The organism is Nocardioides sp. Soil805 (assembly GCF_001429625.1).
GTDB lineage: Bacteria > Actinomycetota > Actinomycetes > Propionibacteriales > Nocardioidaceae > Nocardioides.
In genome coordinates, this window is the sequence record NZ_LMSU01000003.1 from 103,537 (window position 1) to 117,919 (window position 14,383).

Consider the following 14,383-nt stretch of genomic DNA (forward strand, 5'->3'; position numbering starts at 1 on the left):
ACGTCCGACGCTAGGAGCGGCAGCGGGGCGGGACCTCCCCCCGACGCCTCCTTCACCCGGGTGAGGTCGCCGCGGGGGTGGGGACGCCGCGCTCGACCCTGGAGCACGATGGGGCTGCGCCACCGCGGCGCGACACGGCGTGGGGGTACCTCATGAGCGCTCCGAGCGAGGTCGGCACGGTGACGACGTCGCCCCGCGTCCCCGGGGTGGCCCTGCTGCGCCGCTACCGGCGCGAGTGGGTGCGTCCGGACCTGGTGGCCGGCGTGGTCCTGGCCGCCATCCTGGTGCCGCAGGGCATGGCGTACGCCGAGCTGGCGGGCCTGCCTGCCGTCACCGGTCTCTACACGACGATCGCCTGCCTGGTCGGCTACGCCGTGATGGGACCCTCGCGGATCCTGGTGCTCGGACCGGACTCGTCGGTCTCTCCGCTGATCTTCGCCGCCATCATCCCGCTGGGTGCGGCGACGGACCCGACGACCGCCATCGCGCTCGCCGCCATGATGGCCCTCTTCGTGGGGGCCATCGAGATCGGCCTGGGGGTGGCGAAGCTCGGCTTCGTCGCCGACCTGCTCTCCAAGGAGGTGCAGGTCGGCTACATGAACGGCCTGGGCATCACCATCATCATCGGCCAGCTGCCGAAGCTGTGCGGCTTCTCCACGGACGCCGACAGCTTCGTCGAGGACGTCCGGGCGTTCTGGACCGACCTCGACCAGACCGACGCCACCACCCTGGCGGTGGGGCTGGGGACCCTGGCGGTGCTGCTCGTGCTCCCTCGGCTGACCACCAAGCTGCCGGCGATCCTGATCGCGATCGTCGCGGCCACGGTGGTGTCCGCGGTCCTGGGCCTCTCGAGCGAGGGCGTCGCCACGGTGGGGACCCTCCCGCAGGGCCTGCCCACGCCGGGACTGCCCCGGGTGCAGTGGAGCGACGTCGGACCCCTGCTGATCGCGGCCCTGGGGATCACCCTGGTGTCGTTGACCGACACCATCGCGACGTCGACGAGCTTCGCGGCCCGTCGTGGCGAGGAGGTCCGGCCCGACCAGGAGATGATCGGTCTCGGGACGGCCAACCTGGCGGCGGGGGTGTTCCAGGGCTTCGCCGTCTCGACGAGCGGCTCACGCACCGCCGTGGCCGAGCAGTCGGGCGCGAAGAGCCAGGTCGCGGGCCTCGTCGGAGCCGGCCTCGTCGGAGTCCTGCTTCTCTTCCTCAACGGGCTGCTGGCGGACCTCCCGCAGACCGCCCTCGCCGCCGTGGTCATCACCGCCGCGCTGTCGCTGATGGACCTGACGGTCCTGCGCCGCTACTTCTCCGTGCGGCGCACGGCGTGGGCGCTGTCGCTCGTCGCCACCGCCGGTGTGGTGTTCCTCGGGGTGCTGGAGGGGATCCTCATCGCCATCGTGCTGTCGATCCTGCTGTTCTTCCGCCGCAGCTGGTGGCCGCACGGTGCCGTGCTGGGCCGGCTCCCGGACGGCACGTGGCACAGCGTGGAGGACAGTCCAGCGGCCGTCGAGCAGCCGGGAGTCGTGGTCTACCGGTGGGAGGCGCCGCTGTTCTTCGCCAACTCGGGCATGTTCCAGCAGCAGCTGCGGTCCCTGGCCCGTGGCGAGCAGGTGCGGTGGGTGGTGCTGCAGTGCGAGGCCGTGACCGACATCGACGTCACGGCGGCGGAGATGCTGGAGCAGACCGACGTCCAGCTCAACGAGCAGGGCGTGCACCTCGCCTTCGTCGAGATGCGCAGCCGGCTCCAGGACCTGGTCGAGCGCTACGGCCTGCTCGAGACCGTGGACGGGAGCCAGTTCTACCCGACCATCGAGGCCGCCCTGGCCGGGATCAGCGCGGTCGACGCCGGCCGAGCGGCCGACGACCTCCCTCCCGAGCCGTGAGGCTCGGGGGGAGGTCGGGTCTGCCCGCTCAGCGGCGCCGGTCGCGCCGGTCCTCGCGTCGGTCGCCGCGGTCGTCGTGCCGGTCCTCCCGGCGGTCCGAACGGCGACGGTGTCCGTGCGCGACGACGGCGGCTCCGCCGACCGCCGCCACTGTCCTGCGCCTGCGTCGTGCTGCCATCGGCATGTCAGTCTCCTTCCTCGGCGTCGGCCTCGAGCGCGGCCAACAGGGCTTGCACGGGGATCCGTCCGGACGCGACCAGCTCGCCACCGGCGTGCCGCACGGCAGCACCGAAGGGTGCGGCCCAGACGTTCTCCCACACCAGCAGGGCACCCGAGTGACCCGGCTCGATGGTGACCGCCAGGTCCAGCACGTCCTGCTCGGACAGCACCATGGCCAGCTCCGTCTCGGCCCCCCGCAGCGCCTGCAGGGGGCCGTCGCCGACGTCCTCCAGCTCGGCGAACTCGAGCCCGCCGTCGGCGTCCTTCTGCAGGAACATCATGTCGAGGATCCGGATCAGTCCCCGGTCGACGTAGTCGGCGAGGATCGGCGCCAACGTGCCGTCGCCGAAGTTCTCGGAGGGGAACTCGACGACGAGCCAGTCCACCGGGCCGAGATCGTCCAGCGGATCCATCGTGTCGCTCTCGGGCTTCGTTGCAGCAACCCCCATGTGGGCCACCCACCTCTCGTGTCGGGACGTGCCTGAGCCTCGATCGAAGCACCGGCGACGCGGGTGCGCATCGCCCGCCGGGGCCGCGTCACCCGGGTGATTGCCGCGGCCGGGGGAGGCAACCGCCGCGACGGCTGCCGATGCTGGTGACGTGCTCCAGCGCTGCACGGATGCGGACGGCGACGGCGGACGACGGCTGGCCCGGTCCGTCGGCCTCCTCCCGCCCGACACCGCTCACGAGCCGCTGCTGCGGATCGTGGTGACCCCGCCCGGGGTGCACCGTCGTCGCGACGACCCGGCAGCGGACTGGGAGGGCCTGTCGTCGGCGGGACACGACCTCGCCCTCGGCCTGGCGCGCGACCTGAGGGGCCTGCCCGTCGACCAGGTGCTGTCCTCACCGGCGCTGCACTGCCGCCAGACGGTGATGCCCCTGGCGATGGACCGGGGCCTCGACGTGGAGCCGGTGCCGGTCCTGGCGTCGGGTGCGGACGTCTCGGTGCTCGCCGGGATGATCACCGCACCCGAGGTCCCCGACGCCGTGCTGTGCGTGGACCGGGCCACCCTCGAGCGGCTGGTCGCCCACCTGCGTCACGCGCCTGCGGGGGCTCGGCTGATGAGCGCCTGGACCGACGTCGGCTGGGTCATCACCCTCGTGCCGATGCACGAGGGCCGGGGCCCGTGAACCGGTCGGGAGGGGATCCGGTGGCCTATGAGTTCGTCGTCCGCGGCGTCCTGCGGGAGCGGCTCCCGGACGCCTTCCGCGGGCTGTCGACGCGCTCGTCGGGAGGTGACAGCACGATCAGCGGCGACATCGTCGACCAGGCCCAGCTGATCGGCGTCATCGTGTGGCTCGGCGACTGCGGCCTCGACCTCATCAGCGTCACGCCGGCCGCACCGCCGTCCGCGGCTCCGCGGGAGGATCCGAGCGGGTCCTGACCGCGCTCCCTGCCACGGGAGGGTCGGGCCTTTCGGAGTCCTCACCGGGACCAAAGGCCCGGGTCCGGGGGCGCCGCCGCGGCTACCTTGGGGCGATGGAGAGGTCGACGCGCACCGCGTCCGGGGCGCCTCGATCGCCACGGTCTGCCAGTGCGCGACCGACCGACGCCGAGGGTGGCCCCGGTGCCTCCGTCCCGCTGCCCAGGAGCCGCCCCCTCGTCATCACCGCGCCGGGCAGCCCGACGGACGGCGAGTCCACGGTTCCCCGCTCCAAGCTCCGGCTCGTCCCCCTGCGCCCGGAGCTGGTGGGGCGTCCGCGCCTCCTCTCCCGGCTCGTCGGCAGTGACGCCCGCCTGGTCCTGGTCTCGGCACAGGCGGGCTTCGGCAAGTCGGTCCTGCTGGCCCAGTGGGCCGCCGTGGACGCCCGGCGGTTCGCCTACGTCTCCCTGGAGGCCGCGGACGACGACCCGGTGTCGCTGTGGAACGCCATCGTGATGTCCCTGCGCCAGGTGGCTCCGACGTTCGGGACCAGCGCTGAGCCGATGCTCCGCTCCCTCGGCCCGCTCGCCCTGGAGGCGATGGTCCGTCGGCTCCTGATCGAGCTCGAGAGCCTGGCGGAGCCGGTCGTCCTGGTGCTGGACGACTACCAGCTCATCCGCGACCGGGCCTGCCAGGAGTCCGTCGAGCTCCTCGTCCACCGGGCACCCACGCAGCTGCAGGTCGTGCTGTCCACCCGGTTCGACCGTCCCCTGCGCGTCGGACGCATCCGCGCCTCCGGGGACCTCCTGGAGCTGCGGGCGCGCGACCTCGCCTTCACCCCGGACGAGACCGACACCCTGGCGCGGACGCTGCTCGCAGCGCCGTGGGGACCTGACGAGTCCGCCGTCCTGCACGAGCGGACCGAGGGGTGGCCGGCCGGCCTCCAGCTGGCGTCCCTGGGCCTGGCGGCGACGGGGGACCGCGCGGCGTTCCTGCGCTCGTTCGGCGGCTCCAACCTCCACGTCATCGACTACCTGACCGAGGTGGTGCTCGCCTCGTTGAGCGAGGAGCTGCGTCGCTTCCTCGTGGACACCTCGATGCTCGCGCAGCTGTCCGGACCGCTGTGCAACGCGGTGACCGGTCGCGACGACGCCGCCGAGGTGCTGCTTGAGCTGGACCGGTTGAACCTGTTCGTCGTCCCGGTGGGTGAGGGGCGCACGTCGTACCGCTACCACCACCTCTTCGCCGGGTTCCTGGAGCAGGAGCTCGCGGCCACCGGCGCCGGGCACCGCGCCGATCTGCACCGACGGGCGTCCGCCGGGTACGCCGCCTCGGGGGAGGTCGGTCCGGCGATCGAGCACGCGCTCGCCGCGGTGGAGGTCGACGTCGCTGCCGACCTCGTGCTCGCGCACTGGGCCGAGCCCGCCCTGCAGGGTCGGTCGGCCACGGTCGCGACGTGGCTCGACGCCTTCCCCGCCGGCCACGTCGAGGCCTCAGCGGCGCTGTCCGTCGTGCGGGCCTACGTGTGCGGCCTCGACGGCCGCCAGGACGAGGCCCGGCGCGCCGTCGTGCAGGCCCTCACTGCCGCTCCCTCCGACCGCCGGATGCCGGACGGGGCCGGGAGCGTCGAGCACTCGGTCGCCCTGGTCCGCGCGATGCTCGTGGCGGGTGACGCCGGGGCCCAGCAGGAGGCAGCCCGGACCTTGGCGGACCGGCACGCCGACCTGCTGCCGCAGTTCCAGGCGCTGTCGACCTACGCGACCGGGCTGGCCCTGTTCCTCACGGGCGAGCACGAGGAGGCGCTGCCGCACCTGCAGCGCGCCGCGGACCTCGCAGCCGGCACGGGCGCGTGGGGGGTCGAGGTGGACGCGATCGGTCTCGAGGCCCAGGTGGCCCTGGCCCGGAGCCGGCCGGACGAGGCGCACACGCTTGCCCGGCGGGCGCTGGCCCGCGCGCAGGAGCACGGTCTGGCCGACCTGCCCCCCGCCGGCTACCACCTCGCGACGCTGGGGGCGACCCTGACCCGCTGCGGTCGCGTCGTCGAGGGGGACGTGCTGCTCGCCCGCGGGACCGAGCAGTTCGGCGAGTGGGACCGGTTGCTGGCCGCACACCTGCGCCTCATGCGGGTCCCGGTACGACGAAGCCTGGGGGACGCCGACGGGGCGAAGGTGCTCATGGAGGAGGCCACGGCGCTGCTCGCCCGCTGTGGTGGCACCGGCTTCATCGGTGGCCTCGTGCCGGGCCTGGAGCGCTCGCTCACGACCTCGCACCGCCGGGGCGACGGGCGTACCGACCTGACGGACCGGGAGCTCGACGTGCTGCGCCTGATGGCCCAGGGGCTCACCAAGCGCGACATCGCCCACGAGCTCTTCCTGTCCTTCAACACGATCCACTCCCACACCAAGTCGATCTACACCCGGCTCGACGTCGGCAACCGCACCGCGGCGATCGCCCGGGCCAGGAGCCTCGAGCTGATCTGACCCGGTCGTCCCGCCCCGGTCAGACGCCTTCCACCGCCTCGATCCGCGACGTGCGCACCGCCTCGAGGAAGGCGGCGTGGTCCCGCTCGTTCTGGTCCGCGTAGCGCTGGGAGAAGTCGGTGATCGCCAGCTCGAAGGTGTCGTCGGCGCCGAGGTAGGCGGCGATCGCGATCGGGTCCCCGGACCGGGCGTGGGCGCGGGCGAGGGTCCACCCGCAGAGCCGACCGTAGAACTCCAGGGTCCTGGTGGACATCTGGTCGACCAGCGCGGAGCCCTTCATGTCGCGCAGCTGGCGCCAGTAGAAGAAGCGTCCCTCCTCCTGCCCCCGGGTCCAGCCCAGGAAGATGTCGCTCGTCCCCTGCATCAGCCGCTGTCCGTGCACGACGCGCTGGCCCGGCTGCGCGAAGCGGCTCTTGCGGAGGGGGCCCTCGAGCACCGACGTCGTGGCCTCCTTGACCTGCAGGAACAGCGGGTCCGTCTCGTCGACGCCCTGGAGCAGGGCGATGAAGGCGCGGGTGCCGACGCTGCCGACGCCGACCACCTTGCGTGCCCAGTCCACGACCTCGAACTGCTCGAGGAGGTGGCGACGGTCGTGCTGGAGGCTCGAGCGGTAGCTCTTGAACTGCGAGAGGATGACGTCCTCCATCAGCGCGGGATCGATGCCGTACGTCGCGTCGAGCTCGCGCCCCGGCACGATCACCGGCGGCACGCTGACGATCCGGTGCCTGCCGTCCACGACCTCGGTCAGCTTGGCGAGGGCCTGCATGCTGGTGCGGCTGCGCGCCTTCTCGGCGTTCTTCTCGAAGCGCTTCTCGAGCTTCTTGGCGTCCTTGGCCGACATCGCGCCCACCGCGGCCACCGGGACGTCCTCGCCCTCGCCCTTCGCACCCTTCTTGTCCTTCTTGCCGACCCCCTTCTTGCCGTTGCCGGCCGCGGGCTCGGTGATCGCGCGGCGCATCATCTCCCGCAGGTCGTCCTCGGTGAGGTGCGCGTACCAGATGTCCAGCGTGCCCAGCTGGGCGAAGTGGCGCATCGCCTCGCGGTAGGCCCGCACGCAGGCGACGGTGACGTCGCGAGCCTCGTCCGGCGTGCAGCCGTTGTGCCGGGCCGCGACGGTGAGGCTGGCGGCCAGCCGCTTGACGTCGAACTCGAAGGGCCCGGGCAGCGTCTCGTCGAAGTCGTTGATGTCGAAGACCATGGTGCGCTCCGGCGACGCGTACACCCCGAAGTTCGACAGGTGCGCGTCGCCGCACAGCTGGACGGTCAGCCCCGCGGTGGGGGTGCCGGACAGGTCGTCGGCCATGATCTTGGCGGCACCGCGGTAGAAGGTGAACGGCGAGACCATCATCCGTCCGTGGCGCACCGGGACCAGGTCGGCGTCCCGGCGGGCGTTCTGCTCCTCGATGAGGGCCACCGGGTCGCTGCGGTGTGGACGGGGGGCCCATCCCACGTGCGCTGCGAGCGGGGTGCGGACGCGGGCCTCCTCGCCGAGCGTCTCTCGTTGCGCGCGGGTGGGGTGCTCGATCGGGGTGGCCATGATGGGAAACAACCACTCGCGGGGGTGGGTGCGCCTCGCCTCATCGCCGATCTCACCCGGGGGAGCCGGTCGGCGCGTCCCGTGGCCGGCGTGCATCGAGGGCGACCGCGCTGACCAGCGCCACCACGGCGGAGAGCATGACGACCGGGATCTGGCTCGACCCCTCGGAGCCCAGCAGCAGGACGACGAGCACGATCGAGGTGATCGGCAGGCGCAGCACCGCGGTGGTCGCGGCCGCCATCCCGATCGCGATGCCCGCGGTCGTCCCCAGGCCGGGCAACGGCGCGACGAGCAGGCCGACGGCGGCACCCAGGAAGACCGCCGGGAACGTGGGGCCGCCCCGGAACGCGCCGAGGGAGAGCCCGTAGCCCGCACCCTTGAGGAGCACCAGCAGCACCAGGGTCGAGGTCCCCCAGCCGTTCGGCGAGCCGACGAGGGACGCCAGGGCGTCCTGACCCGACTCCACCACGTCCAGGGCCGTCCGGTCGGCCGTCAGGGTGTACGCCGCGGCGCAGGCTCCGACGAGCAGGCCGACCGCCGTCGTGGCGGGGATCGGGTGGCCGGCCACGGCGTCGGCGGTGCGCAGGCCAAGGCGGTGCGTGAGCTGCATGGCCACGGCCGTGAGCACGGCGACGGGCACGACCCAGAGCAGGTCTCCCCAGTCGAGGGTCGCGGCGGGGAGGTCGGGGATCGTGAGCGACGGCACGTCGATCCCGGACCAGCTGCCCAGCCCCGTGAAGAGGAGGTCGCCGAGCCCGCTCGCGACCATGCACGGCAGGAGCACGAGGAGCACCTGCTTGCCCGCGAGCCCGACGATCTCCAGGATCAGGACCGACGCGACCAGGGGGTTCCCGAAGACGGTCGCGATGGCCGCTGCGGAGCCGGACGCCGCGATCAGGGTCACCGCCTGGGACGACTCCCCGAGGCGGGTGCGCTGCGCCGCGACGTACGCGAGGCCGCCCCCCAGCGCGATCAGCGGCCCCTCGGGACCCACGACGGCGCCGAGCACCAGGCTCCCCACGGCCGCGAGGACCACGCCGGGCAGGTCGACCGCGGCCGTGACGCCGCCGCTCATGCCCTCCGCCGGGACGTGCCCGCCACGTCCGGGCAGGACCGCGACGACCACGCCCACCAGCAGGCCCCCCAGGCCGAGCACCACCACGCAGTACCAGGCGGCCGGCCGCTCCCAGCCGAGGTCCTGCGGCAGGTCGTGCCACACCCAGTCCTGCAGGACCGTGACGAGGGCCAGGAAGCCCCAGGCGACCAGCGCCACGGGGATGCCGATCAGCCCGGCAGCCAGCAGGAGCGCGTGGTAGCCGCGCCCTCGCAGGACCGTGGTGACGTCGGGGGGCGGGGCCTCCGACGGGTTCGCCCCCGCGCTCACGACGCCTCGTCCTCGGTCGCGGTCGCGACGCCCGCGTGGAGCCCGGGGCCCTTGCCCTGGCGCTTCCTCCCGAGGTTCACGACGCCGACCAGGAGACGCACCCCGAGACCGAGGAAGACCAGGTCGAGCAGCATCTGGGTCATCACCAGCACCCGCGCGGCCTGGCTGGTCGCGGTGATGTCACCGAACCCGACGGTCGCGAAGACGGTGATCGTGAAGTACATCGTGTCGGTGCGGGTGAGCGAGGACGTGCTGAAGCTGGCAGCGTCGTCCTGCGCCAGCACGGCGTACGCCGTGGAGTACAGGACCAGGAAGAAGGGCACGATGACCCCCAGGCCCTCCACCGCGCGGAGCCCCGGGTAGGTGGCGTGGGCGATGGCCCACAGCTGCCACGCCACGGCGAGGGAGAACAGGCCGAGCCCCACCAGGAACGAGACGACGACCGGCACCCTCTCGAGGCGGTCCAGCGGTGCCGCGTAGTACAGCCCGACGAGCACCACCGCGGAGGCCAGCGACGTCAGCAGGGCGCGCAGGAGCAGCCGGCGGGTGCGCCGGCTGTTCGCGGCCTGGTGCCCGGTCCCGCCGTGCCGACCGACGTCTCCACCCACCCTGCCTCCCTCATGACGATGTGAGCGCTGCGCCGGGCCCACCGTCGACACTGGAGGCTCGTCGGGCCGCAGCCATCACCCCGACGGGATGAGGCGGCGCGCCAGGTACGCCGCGGTGAGACCCACCCCGGCCCGCGCCACCGCGTGCGGGGTGCCGGTCGCGACGACCCGGCCGCCGCCGTCGCCGCCACCGGGACCGAGGTCGACCACCCAGTCGGCGGTGGCGATCGTGTCGAGGTCGTGCTCGACCAGCACCACGGTGTTGCCGGCGTCCACCAGCCGGTGCAGCTGGCGCACCAGCAGGTCGGTGTCCTGCGGGTGCAGCCCGGAGGTCGGCTCGTCGAGGAGGTAGAGGCTGTGGCCCCGGTGGGCGCGCTGCAGCTCGGTGGCCAGCTTGATCCGCTGGGCCTCTCCGCCGCTGAGCTCGGTCGCGGGCTGGCCCAGCCGCAGGTAGCCCAGCCCGACCTCGCGCAGCGCCTGCAGGCCACGGGCCGCGGCGGGGACGTCGGCGAGGAACGTCGCGGCCTCGTCGACCGGCATCGCCAGCACGTCGGCGATGGTCCGGTCGCGGTGGGTCACCTCGAGGGTCTCGGCGTTGTAGCGCGCGCCGTGGCAGGTGGGGCAGGGCGCGTAGGTGCTCGGGAGGAACACCAGCTCGACCGAGACGAAGCCCTCGCCCTGGCACGTCTCGCACCGGCCGGCGGCCACGTTGAAGGAGAACCGCCCCGCGCCGTACCCGCGGGCCCGGGCCTCGGGGGTGGCGGCGTACAGCCTGCGGACCGCGTCGAAGAGCCCCGTGTACGTCGCGAGGTTGGACCGCGGCGTGCGGCCGATGGGCCGCTGGTCCACGACCACGAGGCGGTCGAAGGAGTCGATCCCGCCGACCTCGCGGACGCTGGGCTCGGTGACGTCCGAGTCCTCCTCGCCGTCGTCCTCGCCGTCGTCGGCGGGCTGACCGAGGTGGCGCCGCACCACCTCGGCGAGGACCTGGACGACCAGCGTGGACTTGCCGGACCCCGAGACGCCGGTCACCGCGGTCAGCGTGGCCAGGGGCAGGTCGAGCGAGACGTCCTGGAGGTTGTGCCGCGAGACGCCGCCGAGGTGCAGCCACCCGGCCGGCGTCCGGGGGGCGTGGCGGAACGGCTCGGCCCGGCCGAAGAGGTGGGCGCTGGTCGGGGACTCGGCGACCTCCTCGAGGCCCGCGATCGGTCCCGAGTAGAGCACCCGGCCACCGCCCTCCCCGGCGGCGGGCCCGATGTCCACGACCCAGTCCGCGCGGCGTACGACGTCCATGTCGTGCTCGACGACGAACAGCGTGTTGCCGGCCGCCTTGAGCGCCTCGAGGACCTCCAGGAGCGGCTCGGCGTCCGCCGGGTGGAGCCCCGCCGACGGCTCGTCGAGCACGTAGACGACGCCGAAGAGGCCCGAGCGCAGCTGGGTGGCGATCCGCAGCCGCTGCGCCTCGCCGGGGGACAGGGTGGTGGAGCCGCGCCCCAGCGACAGGTAGCCGAGGCCGAGGCCCAGCAGCACCTCGATGCGGGCCACGAGGTCGCCGGTGATGCGTCCGGCCACGTCGTCGCTGTCGGCGGTGACGGACGGGCGCAGCAGGTCGGCGAGCTCGGTGAACGGCAGGGCGTTGGCCTCGGCGATCGAGACCCCGGCGAAGGTGACGGCGAGCGCCTCGGCGCGCAGCCCGCTGCCGTGGCAGGCCGGACAGGTGGTGCTGCGGACGAAGGGGGCCATCTTGGCGCGCATCGCCTCGCTGGACGACGAGGAGAGCACCTGGCGCACGTGACGGCGGGCGCTGCGGAACGTGCCGTGGTAGTCGCGGCCCCCGCCGCCGTCCTTGTCCTGGGGACGGATGAGGACCGACGGCTGCTCGTCGGTGAAGAGCAGCCAGTCGCGGTCCTTGCGCGACAGCTCGCGCCACGGCCGGTCGACGTCGATACCCAGGTTCTTCACGATGCGGCGCAGGTTGTGGCCCTGCCAGGCGCCCGGCCAGGCGGCGATGGCGCCTTCACGGATGCTGAGCGAGGTGTCGGGGACCAGGAGGTCCTCGGCGACGTCGTGCACGACCCCGAGGCCGTGGCACCGGGGGCAGGCGCCGGCGGCGGTGTTGGGGGAGAAGGCCTCGGCGGCGAGGTGCTCGGCGCCCGCCGGGTAGGTCCCGGCGCGTGACCACAGGATCCGCAGCAGGTTGGACAGCGTGGTGATCGTCCCCACCGTGGACCGGGAGCTGGCGGCCCCGCGGCGCTGCTGGAGGGCCACCGCCGGCGGGAGGCCCGAGATCTCCTGCACGTGCGGGGCACCGACCTGGTGGAGCAGGCGCCGGGCGTAGGGCGCGACGGACTCGAAGTAGCGACGCTGCGCCTCGGCGTACAACGTGCCGAACGCCAGCGACGACTTCCCCGAGCCGGAGACCCCGGTGAACGCGACGATCGCGTCGCGGGGGAGGTCGACGTCGACGTCGCGCAGGTTGTGCTCGCGCGCGCCCCGGACGCGGACGAACCCGTCGTGCTCCTCGGTGCTCACCTCGTCTGTCTAACGGATGGGCGAGGCGTGCGGACCACGGGGTCTCACACGAAGGTCGGGAACGTCGGCGGCGGCAGCGGGCCGCTGGAGGCGTCCCGAGCCGTCTCGTAGCCGTGCGCGACCTCGATGAGCCCGCCCTCGCTGCCGGCGGTGCCCCAGAACGAGACCGCCACCGGGAGCCCGGCGGCGAGCTCGGTGGGCACGGTGACGAGCGGGTAGCCGGCGATCGCGGACGGGCCGGTGCAGGAGCCGGGGAAGGACTCGTGGTTGACCAGGTCGATGGGGTTCGCGGGGGCGAACGACGGGGTGACCAGCGCGTCCAGGCCGTGCTCGCGCAGCACCCGGTCGATGCCGCCGTCTCGGGTGGCCGCGACCCCGCGCCCACGCGCGGCGAGGTGCTCGGGACTCCCGGCGACCGGCCCCGCCAGGGCCTGCTCGAAGAGGGCCTGCCCGAAGTGGGCGAGCTCGGTCCCGGCGTGCGCGGAGTTGAAGTCGACGACCTCCCGCAGCGTGCGCGGCACGGTGCCTTCGCGGGTCGCGAGGTAGGCCTCGACCTCCACCCGGAGCTCGGCGAGGAGCACCAGCAGCTCGTCCTCCCACACCTCCTCGCCGAGGGCCGGCAGGTCCGTGTGGTCGACGATCGTGGCGCCCTCGGCCGCCAGCAGCGACAGCGCCCGCTCGGCGGCGGCGTCCGCGTGCGAGGAGTATCCCCAGTAGGTCGCCCGCGGCACGCCGATGCGCTTGCCCGCCAGTCGCCCGGGGACGGCGTACGCCGCGTAGTCGGTGCCGTCCGCGGCCAGCACGCCCAGCAAGGCGGCCGCGTCGGCGACGGTCAGGGCCATCGCACCGGCGGAGTCCTGGGACGACGAGACGGGCACCACGCCCGCGGTGGGGACGGTGCCGACGGTCGGCTTGATCCCGACGCACCCGTTGAAGGCGGCCGGACAGGTGATCGAGCCGTCGGTCTCCGTCCCGACGGCGTACGGCGCGAGGCCCGCCGCCACCGCCGCGCCGCTGCCCGAGCTCGAGCCCCCGGCGGACCGGTTCAGGGCGTAGGGGTTGCGGGTCAGCCCGCCGTACGCGCTCCACCCGGACGTCGATCCCTCGTCGCGGATGTTGGCCCACTCCGACAGGTTCGTCTTGCCGAGGACGACCATGCCGGCGTCGCGCAGGCGCCGCACCAGCGTCGCGTCGCGGGTCGGCGGCGGCGCGTCCGCGAGGGCCAGCGACCCGGCCGTGGTCGGCAGGTCGTGGGTGTCGACGTTGTCCTTCACCAGCACGGCCCGCCCGTGCAGCGGGCCCCGGGCCGCGCCCTCGCCGGCCTCGCGGTCGAGGCGGTCCGCCTGCGCGAGGGCCTCCGGGTGGGGCGTGCAGATCGCGTTGACGAGGGGCTCGACGGCGTCGATCCGCTCGAGGAGCTGCTCGACGGCCGCGCGGGCGCCGGCGGGGGACGGGGAGGGCACCATGGCCAGAGTCTGCCCGCCCCCTGGTGGTCCCCTGGTGGTCCCCACCTCCGATGGTCCCGCCGGTCGGTGCCGTTGGGCACTTAGCCAGCGGGGCACCTGGACGCAGGGTGGATCCATGGCCTCGCACCGAGCCCCCGTGACCCCGCCCACGACCGCGGGGGTGGAGTCGGGCGACGACGTCGCCGGCGAGTACGCCGCCTGTGCCCGGCACGCGGTCAAGGTCTACGGCGCCGGCGACACCGAGGTGAGGGCCCTCGACGACGTGACCCTCGAGCTCCCGCCGGGCCAGTTCACCGCCATCATGGGGCCCTCGGGGTCCGGCAAGTCGACGCTGATGCACTGCCTGGCCGGCCTGGACACGCTCACCAGCGGGCAGGCGCTCATCGGCGGGACCGACCTGGCGTCGCTCTCGGACCGGGAGCGGACGATCCTGCGACGCGACCGCCTCGGCTTCGTCTTCCAGGCCTTCAACCTGCTGCCGACCCTCACCGCCGAGGAGAACATCACGCTGCCGGCCGACCTCGCCGGACGCACGGCCGACCCGGAGTGGTTGGCGACGGTGGTCTCCGCGCTCGACATCGCGGACCGGCTGCACCACCGCCCCTCCGAGCTGTCCGGCGGGCAGCAGCAGCGGGTGGCCGTGGGACGGGCGCTCATCTCCCGGCCCGAGGTCGTCTTCGCCGACGAACCGACCGGCGCGCTGGACTCCAGGGCCAGCACCGAGCTGCTCCGCTTCCTGCGCTCGGTCGTCGACGACCTGCACCAGACGGTGGTGATGGTCACCCACGACCCGGGTGCCGCGGCGTACGCCGACCGGGTGGTCTTCCTCGCCGACGGTGCCGTCGTGGTGGAGCTGCTCGACCCGACCCGCGAGCGGATCCTGGACATCATGGGCCGGCTGGACGACTGA

The 14,383-nt window shown here is 73.7% G+C and carries 11 protein-coding genes; 5 read left to right on the forward strand and 6 right to left on the reverse strand.

The window, feature by feature from the left end; all coding sequences use genetic code 11:
• Positions 1-152: 152 nt before the first annotated feature.
• The gene (locus ASG94_RS15510; RefSeq protein WP_056927391.1) at positions 153-1,883 is read left to right on the forward strand and encodes a SulP family inorganic anion transporter; all 1,731 of its coding nucleotides are present in this window, start codon (positions 153-155) and stop codon (positions 1,881-1,883) included.
• A 185-nt stretch (positions 1,884-2,068) separates the two neighbouring features.
• On the opposite strand, the gene ASG94_RS15515 is transcribed toward ASG94_RS15510, so the two are convergent.
• Positions 2,069-2,515, reverse strand: a complete 447-nt coding sequence (locus tag ASG94_RS15515; RefSeq protein WP_056927392.1) for a DUF6325 family protein — start codon at positions 2,513-2,515, stop codon at positions 2,069-2,071.
• Between the two features lie 187 nt (positions 2,516-2,702).
• Here ASG94_RS15515 and ASG94_RS15520 point away from each other — a divergent pair, with 187 nt between their 5' ends.
• From ASG94_RS15520 to ASG94_RS15530, 3 genes are all read left to right on the forward strand, one after another.
• Positions 2,703-3,233, forward strand: coding sequence for a histidine phosphatase family protein (locus ASG94_RS15520; protein WP_056927393.1), 531 nt, complete (start codon positions 2,703-2,705; stop codon positions 3,231-3,233).
• A gap of 20 nt (positions 3,234-3,253) precedes the next feature.
• A complete protein-coding gene (locus ASG94_RS15525; protein WP_056927394.1) occupies positions 3,254-3,487 on the forward strand; it encodes a hypothetical protein in 234 nt (77 codons plus the stop codon).
• A gap of 95 nt (positions 3,488-3,582) precedes the next feature.
• Positions 3,583-5,946 carry a LuxR C-terminal-related transcriptional regulator gene (locus tag ASG94_RS15530; RefSeq protein WP_056927395.1) on the forward strand — a complete coding sequence of 788 codons (2,364 nt, stop codon included), beginning with the start codon at positions 3,583-3,585 and terminating at the stop codon, positions 5,944-5,946.
• Positions 5,947-5,965: 19 nt separating this feature from the next.
• Here the strand turns inward: ASG94_RS15530 and ASG94_RS15535 are convergent, their stop codons facing one another.
• The 5 genes from ASG94_RS15535 to ASG94_RS15555 all read right to left on the reverse strand — a co-directional run bounded on the left by ASG94_RS15535 (position 5,966) and on the right by ASG94_RS15555 (position 13,473).
• Entirely contained in the window at positions 5,966-7,483 is a 1,518-nt protein-coding gene (locus tag ASG94_RS15535; protein WP_056927721.1) for a DUF2252 domain-containing protein, read from the reverse strand.
• A 52-nt stretch (positions 7,484-7,535) separates the two neighbouring features.
• Positions 7,536-8,867: a chloride channel protein gene (locus ASG94_RS15540; protein WP_056927396.1), complete on the reverse strand. Its 1,332-nt coding sequence runs from the start codon at positions 8,865-8,867 to the stop codon at positions 7,536-7,538.
• Complete coding sequence (locus ASG94_RS15545) at positions 8,864-9,475, reverse strand: potassium channel family protein (protein WP_200958144.1); 612 nt, start codon at positions 9,473-9,475, stop codon at positions 8,864-8,866. Before ASG94_RS15545 ends, ASG94_RS15540 begins: the two co-directional genes overlap by 4 nt.
• A 75-nt stretch (positions 9,476-9,550) precedes the next feature.
• Positions 9,551-12,007, reverse strand: a complete 2,457-nt coding sequence (gene uvrA / locus ASG94_RS15550; protein WP_056927397.1) for an excinuclease ABC subunit UvrA — start codon at positions 12,005-12,007, stop codon at positions 9,551-9,553.
• A gap of 44 nt (positions 12,008-12,051) precedes the next feature.
• Complete coding sequence (locus ASG94_RS15555; RefSeq protein WP_056927398.1) at positions 12,052-13,473, reverse strand: amidase family protein; 1,422 nt, start codon at positions 13,471-13,473, stop codon at positions 12,052-12,054.
• Positions 13,474-13,588: 115 nt separating this feature from the next.
• Here ASG94_RS15555 and ASG94_RS15560 point away from each other — a divergent pair, with 115 nt between their 5' ends.
• Positions 13,589-14,383 carry an ABC transporter ATP-binding protein gene (locus ASG94_RS15560; RefSeq protein WP_082624248.1) on the forward strand — a complete coding sequence of 265 codons (795 nt, stop codon included), beginning with the start codon at positions 13,589-13,591 and terminating at the stop codon, positions 14,381-14,383.

What these genes read in the sequence shown, in the direction of transcription:
- ASG94_RS15510 (WP_056927391.1), top strand. Translation starts at nt 153, where the DNA reads ATGAGCGCTCCGAGCGAGGTCGGCACGGTGACGACGTCGCCCCGCGTC.
- ASG94_RS15515 (WP_056927392.1), bottom strand. Translation starts at nt 2,515, where the DNA reads ATGGATCCGCTGGACGATCTCGGCCCGGTGGACTGGCTCGTCGTCGAG.
- ASG94_RS15530 (WP_056927395.1), top strand. Translation starts at nt 3,583, where the DNA reads ATGGAGAGGTCGACGCGCACCGCGTCCGGGGCGCCTCGATCGCCACGG.
- ASG94_RS15535 (WP_056927721.1), bottom strand. Translation starts at nt 7,483, where the DNA reads ATGGCCACCCCGATCGAGCACCCCACCCGCGCGCAACGAGAGACGCTC.
- ASG94_RS15555 (WP_056927398.1), bottom strand. Translation starts at nt 13,473, where the DNA reads ATGGTGCCCTCCCCGTCCCCCGCCGGCGCCCGCGCGGCCGTCGAGCAG.
- ASG94_RS15560 (WP_082624248.1), top strand. Translation starts at nt 13,589, where the DNA reads ATGGCCTCGCACCGAGCCCCCGTGACCCCGCCCACGACCGCGGGGGTG.